Below are 18,643 nucleotides of genomic sequence, written 5' to 3'. Positions count from 1 at the left end.
GATATCCGTAGTTAAACAAAAAAATTTTCAACCATCTATCTACCATGAAATATATCAGAAGTGGAGCCCTTGGGGTGATCGCCGCGATGCTGGCGGTGTTTGTTATGTTTGCCCTGTTTATGATCCGGCTGGAGCCGGGCGAAGTGGGTGTGCGCACGCAGCAATACGCCTTCCTAGGCAAGAAGGGCGTGCAGGCCGAGGACTACGGGCCCGGCTGGCACCGCAACCTGCCCATGCTCGACAATTGGAACGTATTCGACTCCACCGTGCAGACCACGGAATTTACCACGCAGGAAGAGCGCGCAGAGCAACGCGTGCGCTATTCACTGTTTCGCCTCAGCTCATCCACGCTTCCGCCCGATGGCCCGGAGCGCATCGAGCTGAAGCTGAAGGACGGCTATACGATCCAACTCGACGTCACCGTGAAGTACCGGCCCAAGCCCGGCGAAGTGCATCAGCTCTACAAGGCGTTTAACACCGAAGAGCGCTACAAAGGCATCGTCCGCGACCAGGTGCAGAACACGCTGCGCAATGTATTTGGCACCATGCGCACCGAGGAGTTTTATCTGCCGGATGTGCGCCGCTCAAAAACCGAAAGCGCTGAGGGCGACCTGCATTCCGAACTCGACCGCAACCACATCGAGCTCATTGCGCTGCTAGTGCGCGACATCACTTTCGACAAATCTTACGAGCGCAAGATTCTCGATAAGAAACTGGCCGACCAGGATGTAGAGCTAAATAAGTCTCGCGCAATCGCCGAGGAAAAGAAAGGCGAGACGAACAAGATCGTTGCCGAAACCGAAGCGATGGTCCGCGTCATTGAGGAAGAGAAGAAGGCGGAGCAACTGCGCCTCAAGGCAGACACCGACAAGCAGGTCGCCGAGATCCAGGCAGAGGCCGAAGTAACCGTTGCCAGGACACAGGCCGACGCCGACCTCTACGCCCAAGAGCTGCTGGCCAAAGGCATGCTCCTGGAACGCGAAGCCAAGGCCGAAGGCGAGCGTCTGCGCGCGGCTGCGGTCAAGGGCAGTGGCGGGAAAAACCTCGTCGCGCTGGAGGCGATTAACAACTTGAATCTCGGCGACATGACCATCTCAACGCTCGCCGTGCCGTTGCTCGATGTGGACCAAATGGTTAACCAAATGGGTGCTGCTTCTGCCGAAAATTAAACGACGGGCGGCAGACACTTTGCGTTGCAAAGTTTCAATCAATCCTCGTCGGCCACGACGGGGATTTTTTTCACGGCGGCCGAGAGCACGCGGCGCTCGTCGACTTCCTTCACCGTGATCTCAAGGCCGTATTCATTAAGCGTAAGGGTCTCGTCCGCCTCGGGAATGCGACCGAGTTCGTTCGTGATTAAGCCGCCGACGGTGGAGACATCATCGGTCTCAATCTGCACGTCGAGTTCTTCCTCCAGGTCGTGAATCGCCATCAAGCCGTCGACCAAATATTCGTCGGGGCCGGTCTGGGTGAAGTCTTCGCTTTCGGGGATGTCGAACTCGTCATCGATTTCGCCGACGAGTTCTTCCAGAATGGTTTCCAGGGTCACGACCCCCAGCGCGCCCCCGAACTCATCGCTCACAAGCGCCATGTGTATTTTTTGCGCGAGCATGCGCTGCAGGGCTTCTTCGAGCTTGGTATTCGCATTGAAGCGCTCGATTTTGCGCGCGATCTTGCGGAGGTTGACCGCCTTGAGGTCGCCCGGGTAGCGGAAGAGGTCCTTAATGTGGATGAGTCCGACGCAGCGGTCGAGGTCGCCATCGCAGAGCGGGAAACGGGTGTGGCCGGCCTCACGGGCAAGCGCGAGGTTTTCCTCCACCGAGTTTTCCAAGTCGAAAAGCTGCACCTGATTGCGCGGCAAAATCACGTCCGACACCTCCAGGTCACGCAGACGCAGGCTGTTGCGAAGTAGCTTGCGCTGGTAGGGCGAGGGCGGTTCGTCGTCTTCGGCCAAGGCGCGGATTTGCACCTCGAAGTCCAGCACGTTGAAGTCGTGTTCAAACTTCAGCCCCATCAGCGTAACGATCCGCTTGGCCACTGTCCGCAGCAGCTTAAACCACGGCAAGACAATCGCCACGATGCCGATGATAAACCACGAAGAGAGCCGCAACGCGCGAATCGGATCGGACAGCGCAAAGGCGCGCGGTATCAAAAAGCCACAAATGCTCACGACCGACGCCGCCACCAGAAAGGCAATGAGCGCCTTGATCGTCGCACCCGGCTGCTCGTGGAAAAATGCCACCTCCTGCATGGCGAAGCCCAGCATCGGGAACAGCACCAGCCCGAGTGCAATCGTGACGGCCATGATGCCAAAGCGCATGACCGGTGCCGCCCAGTCCGTCTGGTTCAGCAGGTAACTGACGCGTTTGCGTGAGCGTAGTTTACCGAGATCGAACTCATCCGGGTCCGCATAACGGAGCTTGATCAGGCTGATCTCGCAGGCAACCAGCAGTGCGTTAACCAAAAGCAGGCAGACTAAAGCGCCGCCTAGAATTAGAAATTCCGTTAAAGTCGTCTTCACCGTGGTGGACGCTCATCCGAGGAGGCGTCCGACTTATCCCCCTTGAGAATACCGCGCAGGCATGACAACAGACGCGCATTTTGCGTCTCCGTGCCGACGGTAACCCGGATGTGTTTAGTTAGCAGATATGGTTTCAACGGACGAACAATAATTCCTTCCTGCTGTAAGGTCTCAAACATTTGACCCGCGTTTTCAACCTTTATCAGTGCGAAATTCCCGCCCTCGGTCCGGTATTCCAAGCCCAGTTCGCGGAATCCCTCGGCCAGCTGCTTCAGGCCGGCGTCGTTGACCTGCTTGGCGCGAGCCACGTGATCATGGTCGCGCAGAGCCGCCGTCGCGGCCGCCTGGGCAATCGAGTTGACGTTAAACGGCGCGCGCACGCGGTTGAGCAAAGACATCAGCTCGGCATGGCCGTAGGCATAGCCCACGCGGAAGGCGGCGAGGCCGTAAATCTTGGAAAACGTCCGGCAGCAGACTACTTTTTTACCCCGCGCGATGAGCGGACGCAGGTCCGGCGCGTCGTCAGAATATTCGGCATAGGCTTCGTCAAAGCAGAAAATGACGTGGTCCGGCAGGCGGTCGATAAAGTCCTCCAGCACGGCCTGAGTATGGCAATCGCCGGTAGGGTTGTTGGGGCACGGCAGGTAGACGAGCTTGGTCTTGTCGGTGATCGCCGCGAGCATGGCCTCCAGGTCGTGCCGCATATCGGGCATGGCGACTTCGACCGGTTTCGCCCCAGCCAGGAGCACCCCGATCTTGAACGCGATAAAGCTCTGCGCGCCCATCACGGCCTCATCGCCGGGCCCACAAAAGGCCTGGCAAAGCAGCGTCATGAATTCGTTGGAGCCGTTCGTGATGATAAATTGGTCCGTCGCCAGATCGAACTTCGTGGACAGCGCCTCGCGCAGTTTCCAGCACCCGCCGTCGGGGTAAAGGTGGGCCTCGCGCAGGGCTTTTGTCGCGGCTTCAATCCCCATTGGCGAGGGGCCCAGCGGGTTTTCATTGGAGGCGAGCTTGAGGATCGACGCCGCCTCCAGCCCATACTCACGCGCCACGTATTCGATAGGTTTGCCGGGCTCGTAGATCGGTTGCTTGAGGACGTCGGGTCGGACTAGGTCTGTGTATTGCATCGGGGAACTGCGATACGGTGATCATTTTCCCAGCGCTGGCAAGCGCAATGCGGGCCTTGCCTTTCCCCTTGTCGGCGGGTCATTTCGCCGGTAGATCGTTACCATGCACCGCGCTTTGCTACCCCTCTTGTTTGTCGCTACCGGCCTGCACGCGCAGGATTTTCCCATGGTTTTTCCGGTTACCAAGCCCGGAGAAACACCGGGCTACAGCCTCCACATTCCCGAGACTCCGGTCATGACCTTTACCGTGCGCGATGCGCCCAAGGACCCGACTTTCGTCGTCACGGTGCAGAATTTTCTCCAGGGCGATGTCTTTATCGAGGCCGACCGGCACGGCACATTCCATTTCCGCAGCAGCTTTGGCCGTGGTAAAAGCGGAGACATATACTGGAGCAACGAATCCGGCAACGGCCGCCTGCTTCGCCTGCTGAAGAGCCCGGAGCGCATCGGCGATGAGCCCGGCGAACCCACCAATGTACAGACCGCGCACATCGAGTTCATGGCACCCGCGGAGTGGCTGCGGGATGAGCAAGTCCTGATCAGCTTCGAAATTCGCGGCTTCCGTCGCTACGATGGGCAGGAGTTTCTCGCCTACGTGGTGGATCTGCCGGTAAAAATCGTCGTGCCCCCACCGCCGGAATAATTGCCGCCCAATGCGCCCAACTCTCGCCTTGCCAATAGTTTGCACGGCCTACAGGATGGCGAACTTATCCATCTCACTCATTAATGAAGCTACTTTTGCGACACAAGGTTGCGGGTCTGGCGATCTTTTCCGCCCTTCTACCGGTGCTCGGCCTGGCGATCCTTATTGCTACGCAGGATCACAAGAGCACGCGGGTGATTGAGGGTGAAATCGACGCAATCATTAGTGACAATTTGCACCACGCGGTGCTCGATATTTACGGGCTCTGCCGGGTCGTCAACAACCTCACGCAAAAGCAGGTAACGAGGACGCTCGGCGTGGCCGACTACGTACTGGAGGACATGGGTGGCGTCAGCTTTAGCGAGGACTCCGTCCGCTGGCAGGCGACCAACCAATACACTAAGGAAACCCGCGCTGTCGAGCTGCCCCAGATGCTGATTGGGGAGACGCCAATTGAGCCCAATGACAGCTTTGGCACGCGGTCGCCCGTGGTCGACCAGGTTAAAGACCTCGTGGGCGGCACCTGCACGATTTTCCAACGTATCAACGCCGAGGGCGACATGCTCCGCGTTGCGACCAATGTGGAAAACGCCGAAGGGCATCGCGCCGTTGGCACCTTCATCCCCGCCACGGGTGAAGACGGCGAGCCGAACCCCGTCATCCAACGTGTCGTCAATGAGCGCGCCGTTTTCGAAGGCCCGGCCTTCGTGGTCAACCGCTGGTATCTCACCGCCTACCGGCCAATTTTCAACGACACGGGCTACGTCGTCGGCATGCTTTATGTGGGCGTGCGTCGCGATGAGGCGTCTTCGCTCAAGCAAGCCATCTACGATGCCGAGATCGGCCCCAATGGCTACAGCTGGGTCATGTACGGCAAGGATGCCGCGCGGGCGGGAGAGTTCATTTTGACCGGCAAGGAGTTTCCCCACGGCGAGAAGATCAACCAAATCATCGACGCCAAGGGACAGAAATTCTTCGAGCAAATTCGACAGGACGCCCTCGCCAAAGCCAACGAACGCACCGGTGCCACCGGCTCGCGCACCGTCATTTGGGACGACCTCAAGGGCGAGCCGCACAAGCTGGAAATTACCTACGTTTACTTCAAACCGTGGGACTGGATTCTGGGCGTTACCGCAGTGGCGGAGGATTTTGCCGAGCCCCACAAACAGATCGAAAAAGTCTTTGACGAGATCTTCTTCGCCACCCTGGTCGGTGCCGTCATTTTGCTGATCGTCATCACCCTACTGGCGATGTGGCTGGGCGGCATCATTGCCAGGCCGATATCGTTCCTGACCAGCATCGCCAAGCATGTCGCCGATGGTGAGCTCGCCAGGGCACAGCACGAAATGGACGCCCGCTGCCACGGCGTCGATCATCGCGACCTCTCCAAGGCCAAGGACGAAACCGGCGACCTCTTCCGCGCCATCCAGCAAATGCTGGGCAACCTGCAGCAACTGGTCGTCGAGATGAAGGGTGCCTCCAGCCAGCTCAGCGACTCGGCTATTTCCATTGGCACCAACGCCGGGCAACAGCTGGACGCCGCGCAAGGCTTCGGCTCATCCAGCACGCAAATCGCGGCGGCGGTGAAGGAGATTTCCACCACCTCGCAGGAGCTGACCGGCACCATGAAAAAGGCCACCAAGAGCGCACGCCAAACGGCCAAGGTCGCCGGCGAAGGCCGCAGCCACCTGGACGCCATGCGCGAAGGCGTGGACGACCTGTCGCTGGCCACACAATCCGTCTCGGGTAAGCTTTCCATCATCGCTGAGAAGGCGAACAACATTAATAACGTCGTCACCACGATTGCCAAGGTGGCCGACCAGACCAATCTGCTCTCGCTCAACGCCGCAATCGAGGCCGAGAAAGCCGGCGAGTTCGGCTTGGGCTTTGCGGTGGTCGCGCGCGAAATCCGTCGCCTGGCCGACCAGACCGCCGTCGCCACGCTGGACATCGAGCAAATGGTCAAAGAGATGCAATCCAGCGTCAGCGCAGGCGTCATGGAGATGGACAAGTTTAACGAAGCCGTCCGCGCCGGGGTGGACACCGTCAACCGCCTCAGTGGCCAGATGGAGCACATCATCACCGATGTCGAGGCGCTCACGCCGCGTTTTGAATCCGTGCAGGAAGGCATGGAAGCGCAGACCAGCGGCGCCGAGCAAATTTCCGAAGCCGTCGCCTCACTCAACGCCGCCGCCTTGCAGACGAAAAATGCACTGGAAGGCTTCCAGGACGCGGCGACGAAACTCAATCTTGCGGTGACCGCCGTCAATGGCGGCATTGCCCGTTTTAAAACCGATGAAGACGCGGGCGATGTCCCGGCACCCAACCAACCATCATCATGAGCCTACGCACGAAGATACTCGTTTACGTGCTGCTGCCGGTTATCCTAACGGCCGGCAGTGTGGCGGTGTATAACATTTACCGCGGCCACACCCGCATGCTCGAGAAAGACCAGGAGCTGATGAGCGACGACCTCATCAAAATCGCCCTGCGCATCGAACAGGACAACCTCGAAGCCGTCACCGTCTCGCGCACCATCGCCGATGCCCAGGAAAGCGGTATGTTCGGCCTGCGCAAGGAGTCGGTCTCCCTGCTGCGCCGCATTCTGGAGGCCAACCCGGAATTCGTCGGCGTGTCCATTGGCTACGAGCCCAACGCCGACGGGCAAGATGCTGAATTTCTCGCCAGCTTTGACAGCCCACCCGACTGGGTCAGCGAAGACGGCCGGTTCATTCCCTACATTTTCCGCGACCTCACCGACGGCGGCCGCATCAAGTCCGAGGTGCTCGTGGACATGGAGAGCAGCCTCTACTATCGCGGCGTGCGGCAGGCGCTCAGCCAGGATTCCGACCTGCGCTACCTCGTCACCGAGCCCTACATTTACAACGACCTCAATTTGATCGTCGAACAGATGTCGCCCATCGTCATCAACGGGCGCTTCCAGGGCGTAACCGGCGTCGACCGCGCCCTCGACACGCTGAGCGACACCCTGCAGGGCCTCAAGCCCTACCCCCGCGCGCAGCTCTACCTGATCAGCAGCCGCGGCCGCATCATCGCCACCACCCTCGGCGATGAGTATCGCACCATGCCAATTGACCGCTTTTACGTGCAGCGCAATGATGGCGGCCCCGGCCGTGTGATGCTCGACCTCTTTGAAAAAAGCCCCGATGGCAAGCTGGAGTTTAACCCCGAGCGCGGCGTTCGCCTGCAAGATGACGGTGTCGACCAAGTTTACCGAACACTCTTCGACCGCATTTCACAAACGCGCCAGAACAGCCCCCCCATGCTTTTCGAAGACCCGCTAAGCGGCGAGGAGTCCTACCTGGCCAGCGCCTACATCCCAACCGGCGGCTGGCGCATCGCCATGACCGTGCCCGAAAGCGTCATTACCGGGCCCACCTGGGGAGACATTGAGCGCGCAATCATCGTAGGCCTCATTGGCATCATGACCGTGCTGCTCATTATTGTGATTTTCGCCAACCGCTTCAGCGCGCGGATCAAGCACGCCAATGACCTCGCCCAAGCCGTCGCCGATGGCAACCTGACGCACGAGGTGGAAATCGTCACCAACGACGAGACCGGCCAACTCCTGAAGGCCATCGAGCTCATGGTCGAAAACCTGAACAACCTCCTGCTTCAGGTTAAAAATTCCACCATCCAGCTCGTCTCCACCGCCACCCGCATCAGCGGTGCCTCGAAAAGCCAGGAAGTGGCGATTCAGGATTTCGGTGCCTCCACTCAGCAAATCGCCTCAGCGGTAAACCAGATTTCCGCCACCTCCCGCGAACTGCTCGACACCATGCGCGATGTGGCCAGCTCAGCCAATGAGACCGGCTCGATCGCCGAGGACGGCCGCCGCCAGCTCATGGACATGTCCGCCTCAATGGACAACCTTTCCTCGGCCACGAGCTCCATCGCGGCCAAGCTCGCCGTAATCAGCGAGAAGGCGAATAACATTACCAAGGTCGTCACGACCATCGGCAAAGTCTCCGAGCAGACCAACCTGCTCTCGCTCAATGCCGCGATCGAAGCGGAAAAAGCCGGCGAGCACGGCCAGGGCTTCTCCGTCGTCGCGCGCGAAATCCGCCGCCTCGCCCATCAGACCGCCAACGCCACCGTCAACATCGACAGCATGGTCAACGAGATGCAGGCCGCCGTTAGCTCGGGCGTCATGGAAATGGACAAGTTCAACGAATCCGTCCGCAACGGCGTAACCGAGGTGGGCGAACTGGGCGAGCGACTGGATGAGATCATTACCGGCGTGCAGACCGTCACCCCGCGCTTTGCCTCCGTCAGCGAGGGTATGGAAGCGCAGACTCAGGGTGCCCAGCAGATCAGCGAGGCCATGACGACCCTGCGCGATGGTGCGGCCCGCACCGCGGAGTCCCTCAAGGAATTTGACGAAGCCACCCGCGCCCTGCACGCCGCGGTCAACGGCCTGCGCCGCGAGGTATCCCGCTTCAAGGTGAAAGACAAGGCCTCGACCGGCATGACCAACATGCCCTTCCCCATGCGCGCCGGTGGCCAGCCCCAGCCCGCACCGGAAAAGAGGGCCCCGCAGCCGGAGATAAAAATCCCCGCCAAGAAAAAGCTGCCAACCAATGCGCCCTTCCCCACCCGCGCACCATTCCCGCCCAGAAAGGACGACAAAAAGTAGGCAATGCTCACCGTCATGTTCCATTTGGGCGACCAGAGTTTCGCCATCGACGCCGAACGCGTCGAAATCGTCATCCCCGCCCTGCCACTCAAGCCGACGCCAGGCGCGCCGGATTACATTCGCGGTCGCTTCGAGTATCGCGGCCAAATCGTGCCCGTGATCGACCTCGGCCAGCTAATCTTGAAGCAGCCGACCAAGCCTGGCCTCAGCGCACGCTATTTGCTCATTTCCTACCCGAAGAAAAGCGGCGGCACCGCGCTGCTCGGCCTTTGGGCGGAGCGCGTCACCGAGACCCTCGAAGTGCCGGATAATTTCTTGTCCGACGGCGGCGTGAACCCACCCGATGCCAAATACCTGGGCCGCATCTTCACAACTGAAGACGGCGAAATCGTGCAATGCGTCGAGCCCACCGACATCCTTTCAGCCGAGGTCCGCGACCTGCTCTTTAACAACGACTCAACGCCCGCTCCGTGAAACTGCCGCTCCGCATCACGCGCGACTTGCGCGAAAAGTTTGGCCTCGACGAAAGCGTCTTTCGCGGGGGCAGCTTGAACAGCGTCGTGCGGCGGCGCATGGAGGCCAGCGGTGTCTTCGATCTGGAGGAGTATTTCTCGCACCTGCTGCGCTCTCAGGAAGAATTTCTCGCCTTTGCCGACGAGCTGCTTGTGCCCGAGTCGTGGTTTTTCCGTGACGGCAAACCCTTCGATTTCCTGACCGAATGGGCCCGCAAGGTCTGGCGGCCTAAGCACCCCGGCGAGCAGCTGCGCATCCTCAGCGTGCCCTGCGCCACTGGACAGGAGCCCTACTCGATCGCCATTTCGCTGCTCCACTCCGGCTTTGCGCCCCATAGTTTCCACGTGGAAGCCGGCGACTTGAGCAACCGCTTTCTCCAAGAAGCACAACAAGGCGTCTTTCGCCCCATGGCCTTCCGGGGCAACACGGCGGAGCCCTATCACGCCTATTTTCGCGACGCCGAAGACGGCAAACGCCGCGTGATCGACGAGGTCCGCGAGCACGTCACCTTCCGCCAGCGCAATTTGCTCGCGCCTGATTTCCTGATGGGCGAACGCCCCTTTCACGCGATTTTCTGCCGTAATGTGCTGATCTATTTTTGCAGCGATTCCCGTGCGCGCGCCGTAGCCGGCCTAATGCGCGGCCTCGAGCCAGACGGCCTCATTTTCTCCGGCCACGCCGATGCCCTGGGCACGATTACGCAGGCCATGAAACCCGTTGGCCCGGCGGGGGCCTTTTGCTTTGAGCGCCGCGAAGCCGCCAACGAACCCGCGCCCAAAGTCCCCCTGCCCGCCATTAAGAAAAACACGCGCATCGCCAAACCGCTTCCACGCAAGCAGGCACTGGTCGTCAGCAAACCGACCGAGGCGACCAAGCCCAGCGCGGAACAACTCTGGGCCGAGGCACGGGAGTTGGCGAATGGCGGACGGCTAAACGAGGCCGAAAAAATCGCCAGTGAGCTGATTAACCAAACGCCGCCTTCCGCTGAGGCCTTCTGCACACTGGGGGAAATTTACATAGGCTTGCGCGATTATAAAAAAGCCGAGCCCCTGCTGCGCCGCGCGGTCTATCTGGATGCGCGCCACGCTCAGTCGCTGTTTCACCTGGCTCTGCTGGCCGAACGCCGGGGCGACTCCGCCGGGGCCGAACGCCTGCGCAAGCGCGCCCGCAACGCTGAAAACGCCAAGGAGGTGAAGGCATGAGCGACGAAGATTTCGAAATGGTGAATCAGGACCGCGAAGCCATGCTGCGCCTCCTCGACCGCGAACCGCCGGAAGGCTACCTCGCCGATTGGCAGAACCGCCTGCGCGAAAAAGAGGACGAGCACGAACGCGAAACCCAGGGCGTGCTGGTCTTCCGCCTGTTCGACGAATGGCTCGCGCTGGAGGCCTCCATCGTCAAGGAGATCACCGCCGATGCCACGATCCACCGCATTCCGCAGCGCACCAACGACGTCCTGCGCGGCCTCGTCAATGTCCGTGGCGAGCTGCAGCTTTGCGTCTCCCTGCACGCCTTGCTTTCGCTGGAAAAAAGTGGCGACGAAACCATTCTTTCCCGCCGCGTGCACCCGCGCATGATCGTGATCCAGGGGCCGGACGGGCCGTTTGTCTTCCGCGCCGACGAGGCCTATGGCGTCCATGCGTTGGAGAAATGCCTGCTGCAGGAATCCCCTGTGACGGTGAGCAAAGCCATGGCCACCTTTACCCGCGGCCTCTTCATTTTGCGCGAACAGAAAGTCGGCCTCCTCGACCACGAACTCATTTTCCACAGCCTCAAAAAGCAATACCTGTGAGCGACGTCCCCGATAGTTTCCCGATGCTCGACCTGTACCAGCAGGAGGTCGAAACGCAGGGCGCTGCGCTCAATGAAGGGCTCGTGGCGTGGGAATCCGATCCAGCCTCGGCGGACATCGACGGCCTCATGCGCGCCGCGCACTCGCTCAAGGGGGCCGCGCGAATCGTGGGCCTCGACATGGTGGGCAAGGTCGCGCACAACTTGGAAGACCTCATGGTCGCCGCGGGCAAGGGCGAGGTGACGCTCGGCTCGGATCAGCTCGACTGGCTCTTTAACGCCGTCGATATCCTCGTCGAATCCGGAAAGCAGTCCGAGGAGAAGATGGGCCCATGGCTCAAGGATAATGCTGCCTGGGCGGATGAAGTTTGCAAGGGCCTCGCCCAAATCCAGGCCGCGGGCGGCATTCCCGAAGCTCCGCCCCAAGCCGAACCCACGCCGGAGCCAGCCAAAACAGCCACCCCGCCAGCACAAGCGAAGGCCCCGGCCAAGCCGGCCCGCACCATCAAGCCGCCCAAGCAAACGCCCGACCTTTCCATGATCGACCTCTACCGCATGGAGGCCGAGCAGCAAGTTGGCGCGCTGAAGGACGCGCTGAAAGATTTCGACCCCGCTTCCGCCGACGAAAAGGCAATGGAGCCGCTGATGCGCGCCGCCCACTCGATGAAAGGTGCCGCCCGCATCGTGGGCCTCATGGCCGCCGTCGAGATGGCCAAGCTCGTCGAAGATTCCTTTAACGCTGCGATCCGCGGCGACATCAAGCTCGCGCCTGAGCACGTGGCCAACTTCGACCGGGCCGCCGATTACCTGCGGCAATTTTCCGCCGCCCCCGATGCCGAACTCGCTGACTGGCCCGAGCAGCATGCTGAGGATTATTCGTCGATCATGGACGACCTGCAGCGCACGCTGGCCGGAGAAACCCTCCTTAGCGCCGCGCCGGAGCCTGAACCGGAACCCGCGCCCGCCGCACTGGAGCCGACGCCCGAGCCGGAGAAATCGGCCGAGCCCGCCAAAGCACCTTCCACCAAGCCCGCCCGCCGCGAACGCGCCAAGCCAGCCCCCGCCGCCACCACCAACGAGAAAAAGGCCGACAGCGTAGTCCGCGTGTCCGCCGACAGCCTCAACCGCCTCATGGGCCTCGCGGCGGAAACCGTCGTCGAAACCGGGCAGTTGGAAAATTTCCGCGACACCCTGCTCCGCCTCAAGGAAGCGCAGAGTGAGCTGAGCAGCCGAATCAACAGCAGTGACCGCATCCTGGACCGCATCGAGCTGGAGCCGGAGTCCCGCGTTCACTTCGAGCAAGTCCGCCAATCCGCCGAGCGGGCGCTGACGCTTGTCCGTGAGCAGTTGGAGCATTTTGACGCCTTTGCCCGCCGCAACACCCTGCTCTCCGACCGGCTATACCGCGAGGTGCTGGCCAGCCGGATGCGCCCGTTTAACGACGGCGTGCAGGGCTTCCCGCGTATGGTCCGCGATGTCGCGCGCACGCTGGGCAAGCAGGTCCGCTTCGACATCGAGGGCAAGGAAACACCGGTCGACCGCGACATCCTGGAGCGCCTCGAAGCGCCGCTCAACCACATCCTCCGCAACGCCTGCGACCACGGCCTCGAAATGCCGGAAGACCGCACCGCCACCGGCAAGGATGCCACCGGCTCACTCATTCTCAGTGCCCGCCACAGCGCCGGCATGCTCGTCGTCGAAGTCAAGGACGACGGTCGCGGGATCGACGTGGATAAGCTCCGCAAGAAGGTCGTTGAAAAGCAGTTTGCGACCGACGAGATGGTCGCCCAAATGAGTGAGGACGAAGTGCTGGAGTTTCTTTTTCTGCCGGGCTTTTCCACCGCAGGTAAGGTTACGGAAATTTCCGGCCGCGGCGTCGGCCTGGACGTCGTGCAGACGCTCATGCAGCAGATCGGCGGGCAGGCGCGGATCAAGACTGCCGTTGGCGCGGGCACGACCTTCCATTTGCAGGTGCCGATCACGCGATCCGTCATACGCGCACTGCTGGCCGACATCGACGGCGAGCCCTATGCCTTCCCGCTGAGCCGCATCGCCCGCACTTTGCGCATGGATTACAAAGACCTGAAAATGGTCGAAAACCGCCAATATTTCGAGCTGGAGGGGCAAAACGTCGGCCTGGCACCCGCGCGTTCGGCGCTCGGCTTTGCCGGTGCGGTCAACACCACCACGCCGCATCTGGACATCGTGGTCGTCAATGATCGCAACCAACTTTACGGCATCGAAGTGGATAATTTAATTGGCGAAGCCGACCTGGTCGTCCGCCCGCTGGACCGGCGTTTGGGCAAGGTGCCGGGCGTTAGCTCCGCCTCGCTCATGGAGAACGGTGAGCCAATTCTGATCCTCGATGTCGAGGACCTCATTGCCTCGATTGATAAGCTGCTCTCCGGCGGCGCGCGCCTCGAGACCAAGCGTGGCGAAGCAATCGCGGCGGCATCCAACCGCAAGCGCATTCTGGTGGTCGACGACTCCATCACCGTGCGCGAGACCGAGCGCCAGCTCCTCGAAAATGCGGGCTACGCCGTCGAGGTTGCCGTGGACGGTGCCGATGGCTGGAACGCCGTGCGCCTGGGCGAGTTCGACCTCGTCGTGAGCGACATCGACATGCCCCGCATGAACGGCTATGAGTTCGTTTCCAAGATCCGCAGCGACAACCGCCTGGAAAATCTCCCCGTGATCGTCGTCTCCTACAAAGACCGCGAGGAAGACCGCATCAAAGGCCTCGAAGCCGGAGCCGACTACTACCTGACCAAGAGCTCCTTCCAGGACGACACCTTTATCCAAGCCGTCCGGGACTTGATCGACTAAAAAGCGCGCCGACAACCAGTTGGCTATCGGCGCGCGTTGAGAAGCTTTGTATCGCAAAGTTTAGTCTTCGGCGACGGTCACCATGTAGAAGGCCGCACCCGTAGCGTCGATGGAGAACGTGGCGCGATAGGTAATGACTTCGAACTCGCCATCGATCGCGGAGGACACCTGCTGCACATTGGAGCCACCATTGGCTAATCCCGCTAGTGTCGGGGCCGCCTTGGGCGAAATGTTCAAGCCAGTCGCTCCACGGCGGCGACGCACGCTGAAGGTCAGGTATTCTTCATCGCCACCGATGCCCAGCTGCGCGCCCGTTTGCGTGCCCGTTGTTGGGCGAACGCCGGAGCCGAAAATGAAGTCCAGGCCGTCAGGTTGACCGTTGTTATTCAAGTCGCCGTCGAGGGTGAAATCGCTGCCAGGAGGCAGGTTGTATAATGCCCAATCGGCAAAGCTGCTTGAGGCAACCGGCGCGTCGGGAATGCTGACACTAACTTCATTACTCTCCACAAAGTTGTCGTCCTTGTCGTAAACAATGACCTTGTAGAGGCCCGAATCACCGGCAGTCAGCGCATCGGTTTGGAGCTGGTTGGAGAACTCACCGTCGACGAGCACGCCGTCGTGATACCACTCATAGCGCAGACCAGAGCCGGTCGCAGCAACCACCAGGCGGCCAGGTTGACCAAGGCGATCGACCACGCTCTCCGGCTGCTGAACGATGGTCAGCGGCAGCGATGGACCCGTCGAGGTCGGGATCTGGTAGTAGGCGATGCCGTTGGTCGGCTGGCCATCGAAGCTGGAGAACTTACCCCCGACCATGAAGCCGTCCGAAACGCGCTGAATGCCCTGAATCGCGCCGAGGTATTGCGCGGATGGCACGCCGGTTCCGAAGTTGATCGGAAGCGTGCTGCCGTCTTCAGTGCTGATCGCGGTGATCTCATCATAGCCCAATACGAGGGTGCGGTCGCCGACATAAGCCATTTGACGATAGAAAGTCGTGTCGCCATTTTGTGCGGCACCGAAGGTTGGGTCGAGCACGCCATTGGGGCTAAACTTCTGCACGCGGGAGTAAGCCACCTCAACGCCGCCCACGTGCGTTACGTTATTGGTGAGCACGAAGATGTTCTCGTCGTCATCGAGCACCAGTTCATAGCCGCCCAGGGTTCCTGAACCGGTGAAGGTGGACTCGGTAAACGAGGTGTCCTTGGTGCCGTCCGTATTGAGGCGCATGAGCTTCATCGGGCTGCTACTGCTGGTGCCATGGTAACCAAAGAAAACGAGTTTACCGTTAGACTGAATCGCAGCGCCCAGCGGATAGAAATTACCCAACGCAGTATTCACCTTGCTAGTGAAGCTGGTGTTGTGCGTGAGTGTTTCGGTGTTAATTTCCGCGATACCCCCCCGAGCGAAGTAGCTGTTAAACTGATACATATTGGCTACGACTACCATGCGCGTGCCGTAAGAAAGCAGTTTATAATCCACCACCCGGTAATACGTGTTGAATGTCTTAAGGAGATTTCCATTCGTGTCATAGACGCCCACGCCCTGACCGGGAAACTGATAGCTGCCGCCGATATAAAGGCGGCCTTGATCGTCAAAACACATCTCCTCAACGATCCCTAGGCCGCTGTATTCAATCTGAGCCCCAACATAGCTGGTGTCCCGCGTTCCATCTGCATTGAGTCGCATCAGGCTGGAGGTGCGCGGACTGCTCGTGACTTGGAAATAGCCGCCAACGATGAGTTTGTCCCCTTGCTCAGCAAAGGAATACATGGTGTCGCGCGTGTTATTAAACGGCGCATCATCCGGCACGTTGGCCATGAAGCTGGTATTCAAAGTCGGTCCCGAGGCGGCGCTGATGCTCAAGGCGGCGGGCAAGCTCTCCTGCGGACCAATCACATTCGTCGCCACTACGGTGTAGATGCCAGCACTGGCGGTGGTCAGGCCGCTGAGCGAAAGCGAGCTATCGGTTTCGCCGGGCAGCTCGACGCCGTTTTTATACCACTGGAAGGTCGCGGTTTCGTCGTCGACTTCTGAAGTAAAAGTGACGCTGCCGCCGTCGGTTGCCGTGGCGGATTGCGGTTGAGTCGTGAAGACTGCCAGCGGCTCAACCGTCACGGTAGCCACCTCGGTAATCGCACCACCATCAGGACCGACTACGATCAGGCGATAGTCGCCAGCCTGGTCAGCGCGAATGCCGTCGAAGGTAATGCTGGCGGTATCAGCACCAGAGACGTTGAGGAGGTTTGCGACCGGCACGCCGTCCTTGGTCCAAATATAAGTGGCACCAGCACTATTGCCCACTGAGGCCGTCAACGTGACGACATCCAACTCATCCGCAGCAACACCAACCGGTTGCTCGACGATGAAGGGCCGCAGGAAAGAGCCGCCCAGGTCGACGGTGAAGACCGTTGCGTCGTCCCCCGTGAAGATACCCAATGGGCCGGACTGCGCGGAGCTCACCAAGCGCACATTGGCACCTAAGGTTTTCGGGACCCAGTTTTTGCCGTCGGTTGAGAGGATCACGCGATTGTCTTCCAAAGAACCATAAAAGACGTCGCCCAGGAAATTCATGGAGCGAATGCTGGGAGTCTCGACGCCTTCGCTGTAGCGACCGGAGGCCAACGAATCCAAGCTTGGCCCGTATGCGTAGTAACCACTGCTGAAGCCCATGACCCAGAGTCCGTTGCCATAAGCAGCGGCGTGGGCCTGCTGGTTGCTGAGGTTACGCCCTTGGAAGGTTTTGCCGTTATCCAGAGATATTTGGTAGGTCGGGCCGCTGCCGTAGTTGATCAACTCACCGTTACCGCCGCGGCGGACATCACTGCCAAAGCTCGATACGTCCTCTGCCCAGTCCCAGTTAATGCCGTCGGTAGAGACGAGGCCATTCTTGTAAAAGACTTCGCCGTTGAAGACAACATTACCATAGGAAACGTAAAGCGGATCCACGGCCACGATGGCGTCAAACCACTCCAGACCGTCCACGGAATACACCAGCTTGTCGTTGACCCGGTCATAGGCCGCAAAGATTCCGTTGCCGTAGCCGATGCCGTCCAGTTGCAGCCCGATGTCGGTAAACGTTTCACCATCGGTCGAGCGAAAGGTATTCAAGCCGTCGGCTTGGAACAGGAAGACGCCGTTACCCGCGACCACTTCATAAGCTTGCGTGCTGCCTAGTGCATTAGTCGAGGTGGCATTCCAGGAGGCACCGCCGTCAGTGGAGTGAAAGGGCTCCTCCCCCACAGCGACTACCGTCGAACCGTTGACTGCCATGGCCTCCATGTCTCCGCCGGGGCCGGTGCTGGCCGTCCAGCTGACGCCATCTGTTGACGTGTGAAAGCTGTTATACCAGGCAGCGATAAACTTCGTGCCGTCAAACACCATCGCCCGCGGATAGGATGCGGGGAGCGACGATGTTATGCGCGAAAACGTGACGCCATCCGTTGAAATCGCCAGCCCGCCCGTGGAGGCCGCGAGGATTACGCCATTGCCTGCCACAATCGAAACTGGTGTGCCGCCAATGTTTACCCCGGCAGTCGGTCCAGTAAAATCACGGCCATTGGCAGATGTATAAAAAACGGTGTTGGCGCTGTTGCCATTCTGTGTAGTCGCGACGACCAACTGGCCGTTGATGACTTCCATGCGGGAATAGCCACCGAAGCCACCCTGAAAAGGTGTTTCCTGCGTCCAGCTAACGCCATCCGCCGAGCTGATGTAAGCGTATTGAATGTTCACCGCCCAGAACCGGCCATTGAAGAATACCACTTCCTCAATGTTCTGCTGCGCTAAACCAGGGATGCCTGAGCTGCGAAGCGTCCAAGTGTCCAAATCGGTGGAAGTGGCGACTACATTACCGTCACCAATGATCACATACACGCCGTTACCATAAGCAATGCGGGTAAAGTCACCGGTCAGGCCAATCGAGCTGACCTCCCAGTTGATACCGTCGTTAGATACTGCGATAGATTGGCTCGTCAGGGCAACGAATTGCGAACCGTCCCAGATTAAGTCTGTAGCACCGGCAAAGTAATTAAGTGGGTTAGTCTGCGTCAGCACATCGTCCAGCGAGGGGCTGGAAAACACTGCTGCCGACTTCTCACCCTCAAGACGATAGCTCAGGGTGTTAGCCGAACCCGTGGCCACAAAGGAGAAATTCCCGTCAATCGTGGCAGTGGTGAACCCGAAGTCGTTGGCGTCAAAGGTGATAACGCCCGCATCGCTCGTGGTTCCCGTAAGTAACTCCGAATAATCCGAGAAGTTACCATCGCTATCAATCGCGAGGAAAAGACGTCCGCTTGCAGTGCCATTAATGGAGAGCGTCCCCAAATAATCACCGGCATAGGGACTCGCCGCAGAGAGTGATAGTGTTGATAGTAATAGAGCTAGTAATAGAGAGCAGAGTCTCGCAGTTGCGTAGGAAAACATAGAATAAAGGTAATACATGAATTCACTCAATAGACAAGTTAATTTAGGGGACTAAAGTCATGACAGAGATGCTTAGTGCGATAGAGACATGTGCCCCATTTGCCTCTAAATAAGTCTTCACTAGTTCGCCACCAGCCACT

At 59.7% G+C, this 18,643-nt stretch carries 11 protein-coding genes; 8 read left to right on the top strand and 3 right to left on the bottom strand.

The window, feature by feature from the left end:
• The first annotated feature begins 44 nt into the window (after positions 1 to 44).
• Positions 45 to 1,169 carry an SPFH domain-containing protein gene (locus O3S85_RS09365; RefSeq protein WP_269539962.1) on the top strand — a complete coding sequence of 375 codons (1,125 nt, stop codon included), beginning with the start codon at positions 45 to 47 and terminating at the stop codon, positions 1,167 to 1,169.
• Between the two features lie 38 nt (positions 1,170 to 1,207).
• On the opposite strand, the gene O3S85_RS09360 is transcribed toward O3S85_RS09365, so the two are convergent.
• Positions 1,208 to 2,521 (bottom strand): hemolysin family protein, encoded by a 1,314-nt coding sequence (locus O3S85_RS09360; RefSeq protein ID WP_269539961.1) that lies wholly within the window; start codon positions 2,519 to 2,521, stop codon positions 1,208 to 1,210.
• On the bottom strand, positions 2,518 to 3,651 hold the full coding sequence (hisC, locus tag O3S85_RS09355) for a histidinol-phosphate transaminase (protein ID WP_269539960.1): 1,134 nt from the start codon (positions 3,649 to 3,651) through the stop codon (positions 2,518 to 2,520). Before hisC ends, O3S85_RS09360 begins: the two co-directional genes overlap by 4 nt.
• Before the next feature lie 103 nt (positions 3,652 to 3,754).
• On the opposite strand from hisC, the gene O3S85_RS09350 reads away from it, so the two are divergent.
• From O3S85_RS09350 to O3S85_RS09320, 7 genes are all read left to right on the top strand, one after another.
• Positions 3,755 to 4,294, top strand: a complete 540-nt coding sequence (locus O3S85_RS09350; protein ID WP_269539959.1) for a hypothetical protein — start codon at positions 3,755 to 3,757, stop codon at positions 4,292 to 4,294.
• 83 nt (positions 4,295 to 4,377) lie between these two features.
• Positions 4,378 to 6,636 carry a methyl-accepting chemotaxis protein gene (locus O3S85_RS09345; RefSeq protein ID WP_269539958.1) on the top strand — a complete coding sequence of 753 codons (2,259 nt, stop codon included), beginning with the start codon at positions 4,378 to 4,380 and terminating at the stop codon, positions 6,634 to 6,636.
• On the top strand, positions 6,633 to 8,951 hold the full coding sequence (locus O3S85_RS09340) for a methyl-accepting chemotaxis protein (protein WP_269539956.1): 2,319 nt from the start codon (positions 6,633 to 6,635) through the stop codon (positions 8,949 to 8,951). Before O3S85_RS09345 ends, O3S85_RS09340 begins: the two co-directional genes overlap by 4 nt.
• A 3-nt stretch (positions 8,952 to 8,954) precedes the next feature.
• A complete protein-coding gene (locus O3S85_RS09335) occupies positions 8,955 to 9,425 on the top strand; it encodes a chemotaxis protein CheW (RefSeq protein ID WP_269539955.1) in 471 nt (156 codons plus the stop codon).
• Positions 9,422 to 10,666: a CheR family methyltransferase gene (locus tag O3S85_RS09330; protein WP_269539954.1), complete on the top strand. Its 1,245-nt coding sequence runs from the start codon at positions 9,422 to 9,424 to the stop codon at positions 10,664 to 10,666. Before O3S85_RS09335 ends, O3S85_RS09330 begins: the two co-directional genes overlap by 4 nt.
• Positions 10,663 to 11,256, top strand: a complete 594-nt coding sequence (locus O3S85_RS09325) for a chemotaxis protein CheW (RefSeq protein ID WP_269539953.1) — start codon at positions 10,663 to 10,665, stop codon at positions 11,254 to 11,256. The genes O3S85_RS09330 and O3S85_RS09325 overlap by 4 nt, the downstream gene beginning before the upstream one ends.
• The gene (locus O3S85_RS09320; RefSeq protein WP_269539952.1) at positions 11,253 to 14,081 is read left to right on the top strand and encodes a hybrid sensor histidine kinase/response regulator; all 2,829 of its coding nucleotides are present in this window, start codon (positions 11,253 to 11,255) and stop codon (positions 14,079 to 14,081) included. Before O3S85_RS09325 ends, O3S85_RS09320 begins: the two co-directional genes overlap by 4 nt.
• 60 nt (positions 14,082 to 14,141) lie before the next feature.
• Here the strand turns inward: O3S85_RS09320 and O3S85_RS09315 are convergent, their stop codons facing one another.
• Positions 14,142 to 18,503, bottom strand: a complete 4,362-nt coding sequence (locus O3S85_RS09315) for an immunoglobulin domain-containing protein (protein WP_269539950.1) — start codon at positions 18,501 to 18,503, stop codon at positions 14,142 to 14,144.
• Positions 18,504 to 18,643: the final 140 nt, after the last annotated feature.

The sequence above is a fragment of the Cerasicoccus sp. TK19100 genome, from assembly GCF_027257155.1.
GTDB classification, from domain to species: Bacteria; Verrucomicrobiota; Verrucomicrobiia; order Opitutales; family Cerasicoccaceae; genus Cerasicoccus; species Cerasicoccus fimbriatus.
Note: the sequence above shows the minus strand (reverse complement) of the source record. Positions and strands in the feature narration are given on the sequence as shown.